Below are 17244 nucleotides of genomic sequence, written 5' to 3'. Positions count from 1 at the left end.
AGAGTTCAGAGGAAAGGCAGAGTCCAACCATGTACAAGGCCGTCGGATCGCGCGGATCCCGGGTCAGCCGCGTCCTCTGGATGCTGGAGGAGCTCGGGGAGCCCTATGAATTCGTCGCGGTTCATCTGCGCTCGCCGGAAGCCTATGCACTCAACCCCTCGGGCAAGGTGCCGATCCTGATCGATGGCGAATTGACGGTGACGGATTCGGCCGCGATCTGCGTCTATCTGGCCGACAAACACGCGGACAAGGGCATGGGCGCCAATCCGGGCATTGCCGGCCGTGCCGAAATGGATTCCTGGATGCATTTCGCGCAGAGCGAGTTCGAGGCGCCGCTGTGGAACAAGCTGCGCCATCGCTTCCTGCTGCCGAAGGAAGTTCGGGTCGATGTCGGTCCCGCCGCGACCTATGATTTCATCTCGGAGCTTCAGGCGCTGGATCGCCGGCTTGGCGACAAGCCCTTCGCGCTCGGCGACCGGTTTTCCGCCGTCGACGTGATGTTGGGCGATATGGGCGGCTGGGCCCGCGCCGGAAAATTCCCGATCGAATCCGAGCGCGTCAACGCCTATTTCGACCGTGTCTTGGCGCGCCCTGCCCGTGCAAAGGCGCAAGCTAACGGAGGCTCCATGAAATGAAGCTCAATCTCAACACCGACTTCACCAAATTCCCGCGTGCCGTCTCGGTGCTGCTTGCCGGCATGGCCGGAACCACTGCACCATCGGGCCGTGCGGTTCTAGCCCATGACGAGCGTCATCTGCGCCGCCGCGCCATCGAACTTGCCGACGGCAGCAAGGTGCTGGTGGACCTGCCCGAGCCTGTCGCTCTCAACGACGGCGACCGGCTGGTGCTGGAGGATGGCGGCCATATCGAGATCGTCGCGGCGCCGGAGGACGTCTATGACATCCGCGCCCGCGACGCCGTGCATCTGACAGAACTTGCCTGGCATATCGGCAACCGTCACCTCGCGGCGGGCATCGAGGCGGACCGCATCGTCATCCTTCGCGATCACGTCATCAAGGCGATGCTGGAGGGGCTCGGCGCCACGGTGCGCGAGGTCTCCGAGCCATTCAAGCCGGTGCGCGGCGCCTATTCAGCGCACAGTGGTGCCCATGGTCACGATCACGGCCATCACGCGGAGGCGCATGCTCACAGCCACTCGGAAGCGCATTCGCACGCACATGGCGAACAGCATTCCCATTCGCACAGCCATTCCCACGACCATCACCACCACGACCATGACTGACCAGCCCTCCAACATCGCCCTGCTGCGGCTGATGGCGTGGCTGTCGCCGGCCTTTCCGATCGGTGGCTTTGCCTATAGCCACGGTCTGGAGCGCGCGGTGCATGACGGGCTGGTGGCCGATGCCGCAAGCCTCGCCGGATGGCTGGAAACGCTGGTCGAGATGGGTTCGGGCTGGAACGATGCCGTGCTGTTCGCCGAGAGCTGGCGCCGCGCCCACGACGCCGGCGATCTCGTCGAAGTGGCCGCGCTCGCCGAGGCGCTCGCCGGTTCGCGCGAACGCCACACCGAGACCATGCTGCAAGGTACCGCCTTCATCAAGGCCGCATCGGCCTGGCCCAATCCCGCGCTGGAGCGCTTGCCGGCCGAATGCGCCTATTGCATCGCTGTCGGGACCATCGCCGGCGGCAATGGGATTGCGCTGCGGGACGCGCTGTCCGCCTTCCTGCAAGCCTTCTTCTCCAACCTTGTCCAGGCGGCGATCAGGTTGGGTGTCGTTGGCCAGTCGGAAGCAACAGTGCTGCTTGCCGGCTTCGAGCCGCTGGCCCTGGCAACCGCTGCCCGCGCCGCCAGTTCCTCGCTCGACGATCTCGGCGGCTGTGCCTTCGTCTCCGATGTCATGGCGATGAAGCACGAAACCCAATATTCGCGGCTGTTCCGCTCATGATCGTTCTCGCCTTCGTCCTTTCATTCGTCCTGCTGCTGATCACGGCGCTGCATGTCTATTGGGGCATTGGCGGCATCTGGCCGGGCAGGGATGCCAGGTCATGCGCGCATGCCGTCGTCGGTTTTCGCGGCGTCGATGAGATGCCGACGCCGTTTGCCAGCTTCGCCGTTGCCGCCTGTCTCGCCCTGGCAACGTTGTGGCCGCTGGCGCTGATTGGCTTTTTCGCATCGCCCTTCCCAAGGGAAGGCCTCGCCGCCACCGCGCTGCTCATCGGGCTGGTGTTTGTCGGGCGCGGCATTGCCGGCTTCACGCCCTGGTGGCGCCGGCTGACCCCCGAGCAGCCCTTCGCGCGGCTCGATACCAGCTACTATTCGCCGCTGTGCCTGTTGATCGGGCTCGGCTTCGCAGTCCTTGCCATCACGGAGTTCCCGACATGACCCAGGCTAACGGTCCCCTTCGCATCGGTATTGGCGGCCCCGTCGGCTCGGGCAAGACGACGCTCACCGAAAAACTCTGCAAGGCGCTGCGCGATGAATTCTCCATCGCGGTCGTCACCAACGACATCTACACCAGGGAAGACGCCATGATGCTGGCGCGGCTGCAGGCGCTGCCGGAGGACCGCATCGTCGGTGTCGAGACTGGCGGCTGCCCGCACACCGCCATCCGCGAGGATGCCTCGATCAATCTGCAGGCGATCGCCGAGCTCAACCGGAAGTTCCCCGATCTCGACATCATCTTCATCGAATCGGGCGGCGACAACCTTGCCGCGACCTTCTCGCCGGACCTTGCCGACCTGACGCTCTACGTCATCTCGGTCTGCCAGGGCGAAGAGATCCCGCGGAAAGGCGGACCGGCGATCACCCGCTCGGACTTCTTGATCATCAACAAGAGCGACCTGGCGCCCTATGTGAACGTCAACCTCGACGTGATGGAGAGCGACGCCGGCCGCATGCGCGGCAAGCGCCCGTTCGGCTTCACCGACCTGTCGCGTGGCAAGGGGCTGCAGGAGGTCATCGATTTCATCGTCGAGCATGGCGGGCTGAGGGCCGGCACTGCCGCCAGTACGGCGGCCTGACCGGCAGCCGCCTCTTCCTGCACCAACCGAAACCCGTTGCGGGCGGACGTGGGTCGCGGCATTCTTGCCAAAACCGGAGGATTTTCGATGAGCATCGCCCGCCTGCAGAAGGAAACGCTGACCAACCTGCCGTTCTACGAAGAGCGCGTCGATCTTGCCTGCGCCTTCCGCTGGACGGCGCGGCTCAACATGCATGAGGCGGTGGCCAACCATTTCTCGCTGGCGGTCGACGAGGACGGCACGCAATTCCTGATGAACCCCAACCAGGTGCATTTCTCGCGTATCAAGGCGAGCGACCTTTTGATGATCGACGCTAACGATCCCGACACGCTCACGGGGCCGAACGCGCCCGACCCGACCGCCTGGGGACTGCACGGCGCCATCCATCGCAATGTCCGCCACGCGCGCTGCGTCATGCATGTCCATTCGATCCACGCCACGGTGCTGGCCTCGCTCGCCGATTCCCGCCTGCCGCCGATCGACCAGAATTCGGCGATGTTCTTCAACCGCCATGTCGTCGACGCCCATTATGGCGGACTGGCCTTCGAGGAAGAGGGCGAACGCTGCTCGCAGCTTCTGACCGACCCCAAGGTCAAGGTGATGGTGATGGGCAATCACGGTGTGCTGGTCATCGGCGATACCGTGGCCGATGCCTTCAACCGCATGTTCTATTTCGAGCGCGCCGCCGAAACCTACATCAAGGCACTTTGGACCGGCCGGCCGCTGCGCACGCTGTCCGACGCGATTGCCGAGAAGACGGCGAGCGAAATGGACGACTATCCCGGCCAGGCCGAGCGCCATCTCAGCGAACTGAAGGCGATCCTCGACGAGCAGGAACCGGTCTACCGGAACTGAGCTTCCGGGAAATCAGAGCCCAAGCTCTCTGCGCAACTCCTCGGCGCTGTTGATGACCGTGGCGCCGGGCGGTCCTTCCATCGGCTTCTCCGGCCAGAAGATCGTCTTCATGCCCGCCGCCAGCCCCGCCAGGGCGCCGGGCCAGCTGTCGTCGATCGCCACGGCGTGCGCGGGATCGACATCGGCGAGATAGGCGGCGCGCATGAAGGGTTCGGCGTGCGGCTTGCCTTCGCGCACGTCGTTGCGGCTGATCGTCTTCATGCCCGGATAGGTCAGCCCGACCATGCGCAGATTGGCATCGACGATCATCCGGTCCGAATTGGACACCACGGCCTGCGCCACGCCCTTTGCCCGCAACTCGTTGAAAACCTCGATCGCGCCGGGGCGCGGCTGCAAGCTTTCGACAAGCGGCAGATAGTGTTCGTATTTGTGGACGATCCATTCGTCGAAGGGAAGGTCCAGGCCGAACTCGTCGCGCATCATCTCGTAGACCGGCCAGGCGGCAACGCCGAGCACCCGCTCATGCAAATCATCAGGCGGTATGAGACCGGCATTGCGCATCGCCGCCACGAGGGCTGCCTCATGCAGCGGTTCGCTGTCGACCAGCGTGCCGTCCATGTCCCAGAAAACCGCTTTCGGTGTCATGCAGCGCTCCTTTTTTCGATCCCTTAAAGGGTTTGCGCCGGGAGATAAACCTTCGCGACCGCAGAACGCGGCTCCGGTCGGCAACCGACGCCGCATTGCTTCTCCGACCAGACATTGGTGGATGCAAAATCCGGGTTGGACAGACGCAAGCATTTGCCCTTGAGATTGACAATTGCACAGCAGGCAGTTCCCTGCGAAACTAGGCATGGACCGCCTCGATGACCGGCGGCCCCGGGAGGCAGGACGTGAATACGCGGCAGGATGGCGGCAACAACAGGCTGGACGACGCGGCGCGCGCCGGGTGGCTTTACTATGTTGCCGGCAACACACAGGACCAGATCGCCGCGACGCTCGGCATATCGCGGCAGACCGCGCAGCGGCTGGTGTCTCTGGCGGTGTCGGAAGGGCTGATCAAGGTGCGCGTCGACCATCCGATCGCCAACTGCCTGGACCTCGCGGCCCGGCTCAAGTCGCGTTTCGCGCTCGACCTGGTCGAGGTGGTGCCGAGTGACCCGAATTCATCCTCCACGACCATCGGTATCGCCGAGGCGGCCGCCGCCGAGATCGAGCGCCGGCTGCGGTCATCGACGCCGATCGTCATGGGGATCGGCACCGGGCGCACGCTGAAGGCGGCAATCGAACAGCTGCCGCCGATGGAATGCCCGCAGCACAAGGTGGTGTCGTTGACCGGCAACATCTCGCCGGACGGCTCGGCCGCTTTCTACAACGTCATCTTCACCATGGCCGACCGGGTCAAGGCGCGCTCCTTTCCGATGCCGCTGCCGGTCATCGCCTCCTCGCCGCAGGAGCGCGAGATGCTGCTCAACCAGCCGATGATCCAGCCGACGCTGGCGCTGGCGGCAGAGGCCGACGTCACCTTCATCGGCATCGGCGACCTCGGCCCGAAGGCGCCGCTCTACGAGGACGGCTTCATTTCAGAAAGCGAGCTGAAAGCCCTGCAGAAGGCGGGAGGCATCGCCGAGATCGTCGGCTGGGTGTTCGATCGCGAAGGCCGCATGATCGAGGGCATCACCAATGACCGGGTGTCGTCGGCATCGCTGCCGTCGCGCGAGAAATCGCTGGTCATTGCGCTGGCCATGGGCGAGCGCAAGCTGCCGGGTATCCTGGCGGCCGTGAACCGCCGGCTGGTCAACGGGCTCATCACCGACGAGCGGACGGCAGCCGCGCTGCTGGCCAGCATCTGACTGGAACCCGCCGCGAGCGATTTGCGATAAAGAGAGCAATGCTATCCGTGCCGCCCGAAAGGGTCGTTGCCGTCAAGGAAACCGAGGTCGCGCTGCAGATGCGGCGACAGGTCCCTGATGTCGAGATGTGCCTTTTTTCGGCTCGCAAACCAGCCGAATCCGTCCGCGAGCCACGAAATCCAGCGATGATCGGGGGCGGGAGTGCATTTTTGCTGTGCCATGGTCATGATCGTCAACCTTCGCTATCCTGGACCCGAATGACGGGTTGACGCTGAATGTCGGTCTTGCCGGCCGCCTTTGCCAATCGAACGTCGATAAGGACCCATAAGGAGGCTTTATGCCGGACCTCAGCTCGCGGCAGGTTTCGCAGCTTCCGCCGTTGCAGGCGATCCGGGTGTTCGAAGCGGTGGCGCGGCACCTTTCCTTCACCAAGGCGGCCGAGGAGCTCGCCATGACGCAAGCGGCGGTCAGCTATCAGATCAAGGTGCTGGAGGAACGGGTCGGCGCGCCGCTTTTCCTGCGGCGGCCGCGCCAGATCGCACTCACCGAGGCCGGACAGCGCCTCGCGCCGGCGGTCAGCGAGGCCTTCGCCATTCTTGGCCAGGCCTATGCCGCGGCGCGCGGCGGCGCGGATGGCGTGCTGTGCGTCACCACCGTGCTGACCTTCGCCTCGAACTGGCTGGCGCACCATCTGGGCTCGTTCCAGATCGCTCATCCTTCGCTCGCCGTGCGGCTCGAAACGTCGAGCCGGCTGACGGATTTCGCCCGCGAGGATGTCGACCTCGCCATCCGGTCGGGCGGCGGCAAATGGCCGGGGCTGGAAGCCTACAAGCTGCTCGATGCCGATTTCACGCCGATGCTGAGCCCGAAGCTCGCGGCAAGCATCGGCGGCGTCAGGGAACCGGCGGACCTGTTGCGGCTGCCGATCCTCGATCCCGGCGACATCTGGTGGACGCAATGGTTCGAGGCTGCCGGCGTGCACTCGCACGATCTCGCCAAGCGGCCCGGCAGCAGCATGGGCGCACAGGCCTATGAGGCCAATGCCGCGATCGCCGGTCATGGCGTGGCGATCCTGACCCGGGCGCTGTTCAAGGCGGAACTCGCCGACGGCCGCCTGATCCAACCCTTCGACCTCGTCGGCGACGATGGCCACGCCTACTGGCTGGTCTATCCGGAGGCACGGCGCAACGTGCCGAAGATCCGCGCCTTCCGCGACTGGCTGCTGGCCGAAATAGCCTGCTGACTGGCAAGGTGCATCGCTTCGAAGCGAAGTTCCGCGACGCGTCTTCATGCATGCCGTTCAAAATGCCGGTCGTTTTGGCCTCCGGATCCGATCGGGCTGCGCGACCTCTGAATTATGAGAGGCAGCAGGCAGCCTGCCCGGCTATTTCCTCCACTCCATATCCGGCCAGCGTCGTCGAGTGCTGCGCTGCAGCATCGAATCTGGCTTGACATAATATGGAACTTAATGAGTAATTGCTCACAGCCAAGGCAAATGCTCATCTTGGTCCATGGGAGGAATTTGATGAAACTTCGTACGCTCATCCTGGGCTTGTGCTCGACCAGCGCGCTGGCGTTCGCTGCGCACGCCGAATCCATCACCATCGCCACCGTCAACAATGGCGATATGGTCCGCATGCAGAAGCTGACCGACGACTTCACCAAGGCAAACCCCGACATCCAGCTCAACTGGGTGACGCTCGAGGAAAACGTGCTGCGCGAGCGCGTCACCACAGACATCGCCACCAAGGGCGGCCAGTACGACGTGATGACGATCGGCACCTACGAGGTTCCGATCTGGGCCAAGCAGAGCTGGCTGTTGCCGCTCGACAAGCTCGGCGACGACTACGACGCCAAGGACATCATCCCGGCCATCGCCGGCGGCCTGTCGGTCGACGGCAAGCTCTATGCCGCGCCCTTCTACGGCGAAAGCTCCTTCGTCATGTACCGCAAGGACCTGATGGACAAGGCCGGGCTGAAGATGCCCGACGCGCCGACCTGGGACTTCATCAAGCAGGCCGCCGACAAGATGACCGACCGCGCCAATGGCGTGAACGGCGTGTGCCTGCGCGGCAAGGCCGGCTGGGGCGAGAACATGGCCTTCCTGACCGCCATGTCGAACTCCTTCGGCGCCCGCTGGTTCGACGAGAACTGGAAGCCGCAATTCGATCAGCCCGAATGGAAGAACACGCTGCAGTTCTATGTCGACCTGATGAAGGCCGACGGCCCCGAGGGCGCGTCCTCCAACGGCTTCAACGAAAATCTGGCGCTGTTCCAGCAGGGCAAGTGCGGCATGTGGATCGACGCCACGGTCGCCGCGTCCTTCGTCTCCGATCCAAAGGCCTCGCAGGTCGCCGACAAGGTCGGCTATGCGCTGGCCCCGGACAATGGGCTGGGCAAGCGCGGCAACTGGCTGTGGGCCTGGTCGCTGGCCATTCCCGCCGGTACGCAGAAGGCTGACGCCGCCGAGAAGTTCGTCTCCTGGGCGACCAGCAAGCACTATGCCGAGCTCGTCGCATCGAAGGAAGGCTGGGCCAATGCTCCTCCCGGAACGCGCTCGTCGCTCTATGCCAACGCCGACTACCAGAAAGCGGCTCCGTTCGCCAAGATGACGCTGGACTCGATCAACGCGGCCGACCCGACGCATCCGACCGTCAAGCCGGTGCCCTATGTCGGCGTGCAGTTCGTCGCCATCCCTGAATTCCAGGGCCTTGGCACCACTGTCGGCCAGCTGTTCTCGGCGGCTCTCGCCGGCCAGTCGAGCGTCGACGATGCCCTGAAGCAGGCCCAGGACGCCGCCACGGCGACAATGACCGAAGGCGGTTATATCAAGTAGGCTCCTCCCGGTGCCGAATGCCGGTCGCGCATCATGACCGGCAATGGCCGCCCGAGTCCCAGTTCGGGCGGCCATCTTCAAAATCCTGGAATTTCTGGCGCAACTCTAAAATCCAGCTGACCTTTGGAGGGTGACCGTCATGGCTACTCAGCAGACCCGTTCGCTTGCCCGTTTCATGATGGCGCCATCTGTCGTCCTGCTCCTGGTCTGGATGGTTGTCCCACTGGCGCTCACGCTGTGGTTCTCCTTCCAGCAGTACAATCCGCTCAATCCGATCCGCGACGGGTTCGTCGGTGTCTCCAACTACGCGCTGTTCTATTCCAATCCAGCCTTCCTACAGTCGATCCTCAACACGCTCGTCCTGGTGATCAGCGTGCTGCTGATCACGGTGATCGGCGGCATCCTTTTGGCGCTGCTGATCGACCAGCCGATGTGGGGGCAAGGGATTGTGCGCATCCTCGTCATCTCGCCGTTCTTCGTCATGCCGCCGGTGGCCGCATTGGTCTGGAAGAATATGATCATGCATCCGCAATACGGGGTGTTCGCCGATATAGCGCGATTCTTCGGGGCTCAGCCGATCGACTGGTTCGGGCAGCATCCGATGACGGCGATCATCATCATTGTTGCCTGGCAATGGCTGCCTTTCGCGACGCTGATCTTGCTGACCGCCCTGCAGTCGCTCGACGGCGAGCAGAAGGAAGCCGCCGAGATGGACGGCGCCGGCTTCATCAGCCGCTTCATCTATCTGACGCTGCCGCACATGTCGCGCGCGATCACCGTCGTCATCCTGATCCAAACGATCTTCCTTTTGTCGGTCTATGCCGAGATCCTGGTCACCACCAATGGCGGCCCGGGGTACGCCTCCACCAACCTGCCCTTCCTGGTCTACCAGAAGGCGTTGCTGGAATTCAAAATCGGCCAGGCATCCGCGGGCGGTGTGATCGCCGTCATTCTCGCCAACATCGTTGCCTTCTTCGCCATGCGCGCCGTCGGCAAGAACCTGGACAAGTAAGGGAGGATACGATGGCACGCTCAGTCACCACCCAGCACAAGACGATCGCGACCGTTGCGGCCTGGATTGTCGCCCTGCTGATCTTCTTCCCGATCCTCTATACGATCATCACCTCGTTCAAGTCGGAACAGGAGGCGATCCAGGGCTTCAACCTGATCCCGTCAGGAACATTCGAGAGCTATACCGAGGTCCAGGCGCAGAGCGGCTACTTCAAATTCTTCTTCAATTCGGTGCTGCTCTCGGTCGGCTCGACCATCCTGGCCTTGCTGGTCGCCATTCCGGCGGCATGGTCGATGGCTTTCTCGCCGACCAAGCGGACCAAGGACATCCTGATGTGGATGCTGTCCACCAAGATGATGCCGGCGGTCGCCGTGCTGTTCCCGATCTACCTGATCTTCCGCAATCTCGGACTGCTCGACAGCCGCATCGGCCTGATGGTCATGCTGATGCTGATCAACCTGCCGATCGTGGTGTGGATGCTCTACACCTACTTCCGCGAAATCCCGGGCGAGATCCTGGAAGCGGCACGCATGGACGGCGCATCGCTGTGGAACGAGATCGTCTATGTGCTGACCCCGATGGCGGTGCCCGGCATTGCCTCGACCATGCTGCTCAACATCATCCTGGCCTGGAACGAGGCGTTCTGGACAATCCGGCTGACCACCACGGACGCTGCTCCGCTGACCGCCTTCATCAGTTCGTTCTCCAGTCCGCAAGGCCTGTTCTGGGCCAAGCTTTCGGCGGCCTCGACACTGGCCATCGCGCCGATCCTGATCATGGGCTGGTTCAGCCAGAAGCAGCTGGTGCGCGGCCTGACATTTGGCGCCGTCAAATAATGGCGATGCGGTGAAATAACCGGATTTGCCCGAAGCAATCGGCAGGAAAATAACCCCTCGGGGAGGAAACCATGGGAAACATCACGCTCAAGAACGTCTCCAAATCCTTCGGATCGACGTCCATCATCCCCGGTCTCGACCTGGTCATCGAGAATGGCGAGTTCGTCGTCTTCGTCGGCCCGTCCGGTTGCGGCAAGTCCACGCTGCTGCGGCTGATCGCCGGACTGGAGGACACCAGCGGCGGTACCATCAACATCGATGGCCGTGATGTCACCGGCGAGGCGCCGGCCAAGCGCAAGCTCGCCATGGTGTTCCAGTCCTACGCGCTCTACCCGCATATGACGGTGGCCAAGAACATCGCCTTCCCGCTGAAGATGGCGGGCGAGGACCAGGCCACCATCGACAAGAAGGTGAAGGACGCGGCGCGCGTGCTCAACCTCACCAACTATCTCGAACGCAGGCCCGGCCAGCTCTCGGGCGGCCAGCGCCAGCGCGTCGCCATCGGCCGCGCCATCGTGCGCCAGCCGTCGGCCTTCCTGTTCGACGAACCGCTGTCCAACCTCGACGCGGCACTGCGCGGCACGATGCGGCTGGAGATCAGCGAACTGCATCATCAGCTCAAGACCACGATGATCTATGTCACCCACGACCAGGTCGAAGCCATGACCATGGCCGACAAGATCGTCGTGCTCAACGCCGGCAACATCGAGCAGGTCGGCTCGCCGATGGAGCTCTACAAGACGCCGCGCAACCTTTTCGTCGCCGGCTTCATCGGCTCGCCGAAGATGAACCTCATCGAAGGCGCACCGGCGGCCAAACATGGCGCCAAGACCGTCGGCATCCGTCCCGAGCACATGGAAATCTCGACCACGGCCGGCGAATGGAAGGCGACCGTCGGTGTCGCCGAGCATCTTGGATCGGACACGTTCCTGCATGTCCAGGCCGATGGCGTAGGGCCGCTGACGGTGCGCGCCGACGGCGAGCTGGCGGTTCATCACGGCGACACCATCTATCTCACCCCCGACAAGGCCAAGCTGCATCGCTTCGGCGCCGACGGAAAGGCAATGGTGCAGTGAGGTTGAAGGGCAAATCGGCGCTGATCACGGGTTCGGCCCGTGGCATCGGCAGGGCCTTCGCCGAAGCCTACGCGCGCGAAGGCGCTGCCGTGGCGATTGCCGACATCAACCTGGAAGCTGCGCAGAAGACAGCCGCCGAGATCGGTGCCAAAGCCTACGCCGTGAAACTCGATGTCACGGACCAGCCCTCCATCGACGCGGCGGTGAAGGCTGTCGAGACCAGGACTGGCGGCCTCGATATCCTGATCAACAATGCCGCCTTGTTCGACCTTGCGCCGATCGTCGAGATATCGCGGACAAGCTACGAGAAACTGTTCTCCGTCAATGTCGCCGGCACGCTGTTCATGCTGCAGGCGGCCGCCCGCTCGATGATCGCGCGGGGCAAGGGCGGCAGGATCATCAACATGGCGAGCCAGGCCGGTCGGCGCGGCGAGGCCCTTGTCGGCGTCTATTGCGCCACCAAGGCCGCCGTCATCTCGCTAACCCAGTCGGCGGGGCTCGACCTGATCAAGCACCGCATCAACGTCAACGGCATCGCGCCCGGCGTCGTCGACAGCGATATGTGGGATCAGGTCGATGCGCTGTTCGCCAAATACGAGAACCGGCCCAAGGGCGAGAAGAAGAGACTGGTCGGCGAAGGCGTGCCTTACGGCCGCATGGGCAGACCGGAGGATCTCGCCGGCATGGCCGTGTTCCTGGCCAGCGACGACGCCGAATACATCGTCGCCCAGACCTACAATGTCGATGGCGGCCAGTGGATGAGTTGAGGGGGGACGGCCTCTTCTTCCCGTACCTCCGCGGGGAGAGGAGGCCGACAGTCCGGTGAGAGGCGAGCCTTTATCCGATGGTGCGCCGCCCTCGCCTTTGCCCTCCCCGTAGAAGACGGGGAGAGGAGCGTAACGAAGGCCGGAGCCCGGCCAAAGGGTAAAGCAGATGACCGTGAAACTCTCTTCCTCCAATCTCGCCAGGCTTCCGGCCAACGTCGCCGGACCGAAATACGACCGTTCGAAGCTCAAGGCCGGCATCGTGCATTTCGGCGTCGGCAATTTCCATCGCTCGCATCAGGCCGTCTACCTCGACGATTTGTTCAATGCGGGCATCGGCCATGACTGGGCGCTGGTCGGCGCCGGCGTGTTCGACGGCGAGAAAATCGGCCGCGGCAAGCTGGAAGAGCAGGACTGGCTGACCACGGTGGTCGAGCAGGATGAAGGTCACATGAGCGCCCGCGTCACCGGAGCCATGATCGACTTCCTGATGCCGGGCGATGCGGCCGGCATCATCGAGAAGCTGGCCGACCCGGCGATCAAGATCGTTTCGCTGACCATCACCGAAGGCGGCTATTTCATCGACCCGGCGTCCGGCGTCTTCAACCCGGCCCATCCCGACATCGTTGCCGACGCGCAACCGGGCGCCACGCCGAAGACCGTGTTCGGCATCATCCTTGCCGGCCTGATGCGCCGCCGCGAGGACGGTATCGTGCCGTTCACCGTGATGTCCTGCGACAACATCCCCCACAATGGCCACGTCGCCTCCGATGGCGTCATTGGCCTGGCCCGCCTGATCGACGAGGATCTGGCGGCCTGGGTCAGCGAGCATGTCGCCTTCCCGAACGGCATGGTCGATCGCATCACGCCAGCCACCACCGATCGCGAGCGCGGCATCCTGGCCAAGGATTTTGGCGTCGAGGACAGCTGGCCGGTGTTCTGCGAGCCGTTCCGGCAGTGGGTGCTGGAAGACCATTTCACCGATGGCCGCCCGCCGCTGGAAAAGGTCGGCGTGCAGTTCGTCAGGGATGTCGCGCCCTACGAGTTGATGAAGATCCGCATCCTCAATGGCGGCCACGCCACCATCGCCTATCCGGCCGGGTTGATGGACATCCATTTCGTCCATGAGGCGATGCAGGAGCCGCTGGTGCGCGGCTTTCTCGACAAGCTCGAGCATGACGAGATCATTCCGACCGTGCCGCCGGTCCCGGACACGGTGCTGGAGGACTATTACCAGCTCATCGAGAAGCGCTTCTCCAACCCGAAGATCGGCGACACGGTGCGCAGGCTCTGCCTCGATGGCTCCAACCGCCAGCCGAAATTCATCATCCCGACCATCGCCGACCGGCTGAAGGCCGGAAAGGGCGTCGCGGGTCTCGCGCTGGAATCGGCGCTATGGTGCCGCTACTGCTTCGGCACGTCGGACAGCGGCGCCGCCATCGAGCCCAACGACCCGAGCTGGGACCGGATGCAGGCAACCGCCAAGGCGGCAAAGGACGCGCCCGCCGCCTGGCTTGCCATGGAGGACATCTATGGCGATGTCGGGCGCGCGACGGCGTTCGTCGAGGCCTTTGCCCATGCGCTCAACGTGCTATGGGCGAATGGCGCGCGCGCCACGCTGACACGCTACATCGCCGGCAAGCTCTGAGAACCATTCGACGCCATGACGCCTGAATTGGTCATTTTCGACTGCGATGGCGTGCTGGTCGACAGCGAGGCACTCTCCGTTTCGGCGCTGCTCGGCATGATCGCACTGGCCGGCGGCAATGTCGGCGAGGACGCCGCCTACGAGCATTTCCTGGGCAAGAGCATGAAAAGCGTGCGCGAGATCCTCGGCCGCGACTTCGGCCTGGAGATCAGCGACCAGCACCTCACCGCCATGCGCGTCGACCTGATGCGAAAATTCCGTGAGGAGCTGAAGCCGATCCCCGGCATCAGCGAGGTGCTGCCGAAGCTCGGCCAGCCGTTCTGCGTCGCCTCCTCGGGCACGCTGGAACGCATCCGCTACGCGCTCGACGTCACCGGGCTGCTCGGGCTGTTGGAGCCGCATCTGTTCAGCGCCGCCATGGTGGCCAAGGGAAAGCCGGCGCCCGACCTTTTCCTGCATGCCGCCGCCAGCATGCGGGCGCATCCGCGCAAATGCCTGGTCATCGAGGACAGTCCGGCGGGCATCGCGGCAGCGCGGGCGGCGGGCATGCGCGTGTTTGCCTTCACCGGCGGCTCGCATGCCGGCAACCCCGCACTGAAAGCGCGGCTTGCGTCGAGTGAACCGGACTTTATATTCGCTGACATGCTGCAATTGCCCGATCTGATTGCAGGCCTGGGAGCGAGAGTTAGAGCATCTTGACGAAACAGTTTGTTTGCGCGGTCGATGTCGGCACCGGGAGCGCCCGCGCGGGCATTCTCGACACCAGTGGCACCTTGCTCGGCCGCGCCGAGCGACCGATCGCCATGCACCAGCCGAAGGCCGATCACGCCGGGCACGATTCGCGCGATATCTGGTCGGCCGTCTGCGCCGCCGTGCGTGCGGCGCGCGAAAAGGCCGGCGTCGCCGCTGAGGATATTGTCGGCATCTCCTTTGACGCCACTTGTTCGCTGGTGGTGCGCGACCGGCAGGGCGGTCAGCTCAGCGTTTCGACCACCGGCGACAAGCGTTGGGACACCATCGTCTGGCTCGACCACCGCGCCATCGCCGAAGCCGACGAATGCACGGCGAGCGGCCACGCCGTGCTCAACTATATCGGCGGCGTCATGTCGCCGGAAATGGCAACCCCGAAGCTTATGTGGCTGAAGCGCAACCTGCCGAGGACATGGAATGAAGCCGGCTATCTATTCGACCTCACTGACTTCCTGACCTGGCAAGCGACGGGATCCCTGGCCCGATCGCAATGCACGCTGACGGCCAAGTGGACTTATCTGGCACATGAGGAAGCAGGCTGGCAGCGCGATTTCTTTGCGCTCGTTGGTCTCGATGACCTATTCGAGCACGGCAATCTACCCGAGCGGGCGAACCCCGTCGGCGGCTACATCGGCTCGTTGACGGCACAAGCCGCGGACGAGCTCGGCCTCACCGAAAAATGCCGGGTCGGCGCCGGGGTCATCGATGCCTATGCCGGCGCGCTTGGCGTGCTCGGCGGCTTTGCCGGCGACGAGCACAATATCGGCCGGCATCTGGCGCTGATCGCCGGCACATCCTCCTGCGTCATGGCGATGTCGCCCGACCCGCAGCCTTTCGCCGGCGTCTGGGGGCCTTACTACGGCGCGGCGCTGCCGAAGCTGTGGCTGTCGGAAGGCGGCCAGTCGGCCACCGGCGCCCTGCTCGATCACATCATCCGCTGGCATGGCGCCGGCGGCGAACCGGATGCGGCCATGCATGCCAGGATCGCCGAGCGTGTCGCAGAACTGCGCGCCGCCGAAGGTGACAATCTTGCCGCGCGGCTGCATGTGCTGCCGGACTTTCACGGCAACCGTTCGCCGCTTGCAGATCCGCACGCCGTTGGCGTGGTCAGCGGGCTGACACTGGATTCCTCCTTCGACAGCCTGTGCAAGCTCTACTGGCGCACCGCCGTCGGCATCGCGCTCGGCGTGCGCCATGTGCTGGAGGCGCTGAACGAGAACGGCTATCTGATCGACACGCTGCATGTCACCGGCGGCCACACCAAGAACCCGCTCCTGATGGAGCTCTATGCCGACGCCACCGGCTGCACGGTGGTCGAGCCGCTGGCCGACGAGGCGGTGCTGCTCGGCACCGGCATGGTGGCGGCGACCGCCGCCGGGCTTTTCCCCGACCTCAACGCCGCCTGCCTCGCCATGCAGCAAGGCGGCAAGATGCGTGCCGCCAACCCGGCCGCCGGCGCCCGTTTCGATCGCGACTACCGGATTTTCCTCGAGATGCACCGGCAGCGGCAGGCGCTCGACGCGATCCGGTAGAACGCGCCCTACCGTGCCAGCAAGGACAGGCCGGATTTGGCATCGAACAGATGCATGTTCGATTCGTCGAACGTATAGCGGACACCGCTGCGGACAACGGGACAGGCGCGGCTTGATACAAGCGCGCTGATCTCCTTGCCGCCGAGAGCGAATGTCACCAGCGCATCATTGCCGTGGAATTCGATGAGATCGGCGGTTCCCGCCAGGACATTTTCGGAGCGGTCGGCTGCCGCGATCCTCAGATCTGGAGGCCTGATCCCAAGCACCGCCTGCTCACCATGCTGAAGCTTGAAGCGCGAGCCATCGACGGTGAAGACAGTCGCGCCATTGGTCAGCGTCCAGCCATTGCCTTTCCGGCCCACCGTCACATCGATGAAATTCATGTTCGGCGTTCCGATGAAGCCGGCAACGAACAGATTGCCCGGCCGCTCGTAAATTTCCGCCGGCGAGCCGATCTGCTCGATCCTGCCGTCGCGCAGCAGCACGATGCGGTCGGCGAGCGTCATTGCCTCCAGCTGGTCATGGGTGACGTAGACGGTGGTGGTGTTCAACGACTGGTGCAGCCGGGCGATCTCGACGCGCATGTGGTTGCGCAGCTTGGCATCGAGATTGGACAGCGGCTCGTCGAACAGGAACACCTTCGGCGTCTTGATCATGGCACGGGCGATGGCGACGCGCTGCTGCTGGCCGCCGGACAGTTCGGCGGGCTTGCGGCCGAGATAGGGGTCGAGACCCAGGGTCTTCGAGACCGCCTCGACGCGCTTCTGTATCTCGGCCTTCGGCACCTTCTGCCGCTTCAGGCCGAAGGCGATGTTGTCGAAGATCGTCATGTGCGGGTAGAGCGCGTAGTTCTGGAACACCATGGCGATGCCGCGATCGCCGGGATCGAGGTCGTTGACCACCTTGCCGCCGATCGAGACCTCGCCGCCGCTGATGTCCTCCAGCCCCGCCAGCATCCTGAGCAAGGTCGACTTGCCGCAGCCGGATGGGCCGAGGAAGACGACGAACTCGTGATCCTCGATGGCGAGGTTCAGGTCACGGATGACTGACGTGGCGCCGTAGGATTTGTCGACATGGGAACAGACGATCGCGGACATGGTCTG

The 17244-nt window shown here is 64.0% G+C and carries 19 protein-coding genes; 16 read left to right on the top strand and 3 right to left on the bottom strand.

Features of this window, described 5'->3' with window-relative positions; genetic code table 11:
• The first annotated feature begins 29 nt into the window (after positions 1–29).
• The 6 genes from LB568_RS01535 (at position 30) to LB568_RS01510 (ending at position 3837) form a co-directional block, all read left to right on the top strand.
• Entirely contained in the window at positions 30–635 is a 606-nt protein-coding gene (locus LB568_RS01535; protein WP_013891790.1) for a glutathione S-transferase family protein, read from the top strand.
• Positions 632–1243: an urease accessory protein UreE gene (locus LB568_RS01530; RefSeq protein ID WP_224728833.1), complete on the top strand. Its 612-nt coding sequence runs from the start codon at positions 632–634 to the stop codon at positions 1241–1243. The genes LB568_RS01535 and LB568_RS01530 overlap by 4 nt, the downstream gene beginning before the upstream one ends.
• Complete coding sequence (locus LB568_RS01525) at positions 1236–1907, top strand: urease accessory protein UreF (protein WP_224728832.1); 672 nt, start codon at positions 1236–1238, stop codon at positions 1905–1907. The genes LB568_RS01530 and LB568_RS01525 overlap by 8 nt, the downstream gene beginning before the upstream one ends.
• Positions 1904–2344: a DUF3995 domain-containing protein gene (locus LB568_RS01520; RefSeq protein ID WP_224728831.1), complete on the top strand. Its 441-nt coding sequence runs from the start codon at positions 1904–1906 to the stop codon at positions 2342–2344. The genes LB568_RS01525 and LB568_RS01520 overlap by 4 nt, the downstream gene beginning before the upstream one ends.
• The gene (gene ureG / locus LB568_RS01515) at positions 2341–2982 is read left to right on the top strand and encodes an urease accessory protein UreG (RefSeq protein ID WP_140574249.1); all 642 of its coding nucleotides are present in this window, start codon (positions 2341–2343) and stop codon (positions 2980–2982) included. Before LB568_RS01520 ends, ureG begins: the two co-directional genes overlap by 4 nt.
• A gap of 87 nt (positions 2983–3069) precedes the next feature.
• Entirely contained in the window at positions 3070–3837 is a 768-nt protein-coding gene (locus tag LB568_RS01510; RefSeq protein ID WP_224728830.1) for a class II aldolase and adducin N-terminal domain-containing protein, read from the top strand.
• 12 nt (positions 3838–3849) lie between these two features.
• Here the strand turns inward: LB568_RS01510 and LB568_RS01505 are convergent, their stop codons facing one another.
• Positions 3850–4482: an HAD family hydrolase gene (locus LB568_RS01505; RefSeq protein WP_224728829.1), complete on the bottom strand. Its 633-nt coding sequence runs from the start codon at positions 4480–4482 to the stop codon at positions 3850–3852.
• A 245-nt stretch (positions 4483–4727) separates the two neighbouring features.
• On the opposite strand from LB568_RS01505, the gene LB568_RS01500 reads away from it, so the two are divergent.
• On the top strand, positions 4728–5687 hold the full coding sequence (locus LB568_RS01500) for a sugar-binding transcriptional regulator (protein ID WP_224728828.1): 960 nt from the start codon (positions 4728–4730) through the stop codon (positions 5685–5687).
• A 41-nt stretch (positions 5688–5728) separates the two neighbouring features.
• On the opposite strand, the gene LB568_RS01495 is transcribed toward LB568_RS01500, so the two are convergent.
• Positions 5729–5914: a hypothetical protein gene (locus LB568_RS01495; RefSeq protein WP_013891798.1), complete on the bottom strand. Its 186-nt coding sequence runs from the start codon at positions 5912–5914 to the stop codon at positions 5729–5731.
• A gap of 110 nt (positions 5915–6024) precedes the next feature.
• On the opposite strand from LB568_RS01495, the gene gcvA reads away from it, so the two are divergent.
• From gcvA to LB568_RS01450, 9 genes are all read left to right on the top strand, one after another.
• On the top strand, positions 6025–6930 hold the full coding sequence (gcvA, locus tag LB568_RS01490) for a transcriptional regulator GcvA (protein WP_013891799.1): 906 nt from the start codon (positions 6025–6027) through the stop codon (positions 6928–6930).
• 282 nt (positions 6931–7212) lie between these two features.
• Positions 7213–8523 (top strand): ABC transporter substrate-binding protein, encoded by a 1311-nt coding sequence (locus LB568_RS01485; protein ID WP_013891800.1) that lies wholly within the window; start codon positions 7213–7215, stop codon positions 8521–8523.
• Positions 8524–8662: 139 nt separating this feature from the next.
• Entirely contained in the window at positions 8663–9535 is an 873-nt protein-coding gene (locus LB568_RS01480) for a carbohydrate ABC transporter permease (RefSeq protein ID WP_013891801.1), read from the top strand.
• An 11-nt stretch (positions 9536–9546) separates the two neighbouring features.
• Positions 9547–10371: a carbohydrate ABC transporter permease gene (locus LB568_RS01475; protein ID WP_013891802.1), complete on the top strand. Its 825-nt coding sequence runs from the start codon at positions 9547–9549 to the stop codon at positions 10369–10371.
• A gap of 71 nt (positions 10372–10442) precedes the next feature.
• Positions 10443–11447, top strand: a complete 1005-nt coding sequence (locus tag LB568_RS01470; RefSeq protein WP_023765515.1) for an ABC transporter ATP-binding protein — start codon at positions 10443–10445, stop codon at positions 11445–11447.
• Entirely contained in the window at positions 11444–12214 is a 771-nt protein-coding gene (locus LB568_RS01465) for an L-iditol 2-dehydrogenase (RefSeq protein ID WP_224728827.1), read from the top strand. Before LB568_RS01470 ends, LB568_RS01465 begins: the two co-directional genes overlap by 4 nt.
• Before the next feature lie 166 nt (positions 12215–12380).
• Positions 12381–13859 (top strand): mannitol dehydrogenase family protein, encoded by a 1479-nt coding sequence (locus tag LB568_RS01460; RefSeq protein ID WP_224728826.1) that lies wholly within the window; start codon positions 12381–12383, stop codon positions 13857–13859.
• Between the two features lie 15 nt (positions 13860–13874).
• The gene (locus LB568_RS01455; RefSeq protein WP_224728825.1) at positions 13875–14558 is read left to right on the top strand and encodes an HAD family hydrolase; all 684 of its coding nucleotides are present in this window, start codon (positions 13875–13877) and stop codon (positions 14556–14558) included.
• Complete coding sequence (locus LB568_RS01450) at positions 14555–16141, top strand: FGGY-family carbohydrate kinase (protein WP_224728824.1); 1587 nt, start codon at positions 14555–14557, stop codon at positions 16139–16141. Before LB568_RS01455 ends, LB568_RS01450 begins: the two co-directional genes overlap by 4 nt.
• An 8-nt stretch (positions 16142–16149) precedes the next feature.
• On the opposite strand, the gene LB568_RS01445 is transcribed toward LB568_RS01450, so the two are convergent.
• Entirely contained in the window at positions 16150–17238 is a 1089-nt protein-coding gene (locus tag LB568_RS01445) for an ABC transporter ATP-binding protein (RefSeq protein ID WP_224728823.1), read from the bottom strand.
• Positions 17239–17244: the final 6 nt, after the last annotated feature.

Source organism: Mesorhizobium sp. B263B2A (assembly GCF_020165775.1).
In the GTDB taxonomy this organism is placed as follows: Bacteria; Pseudomonadota; Alphaproteobacteria; order Rhizobiales; family Rhizobiaceae; genus Mesorhizobium; species Mesorhizobium opportunistum.
The sequence above is the reverse complement of the archived record's forward strand: the minus strand, read 5'-3'. Positions and strand labels throughout refer to the sequence as shown.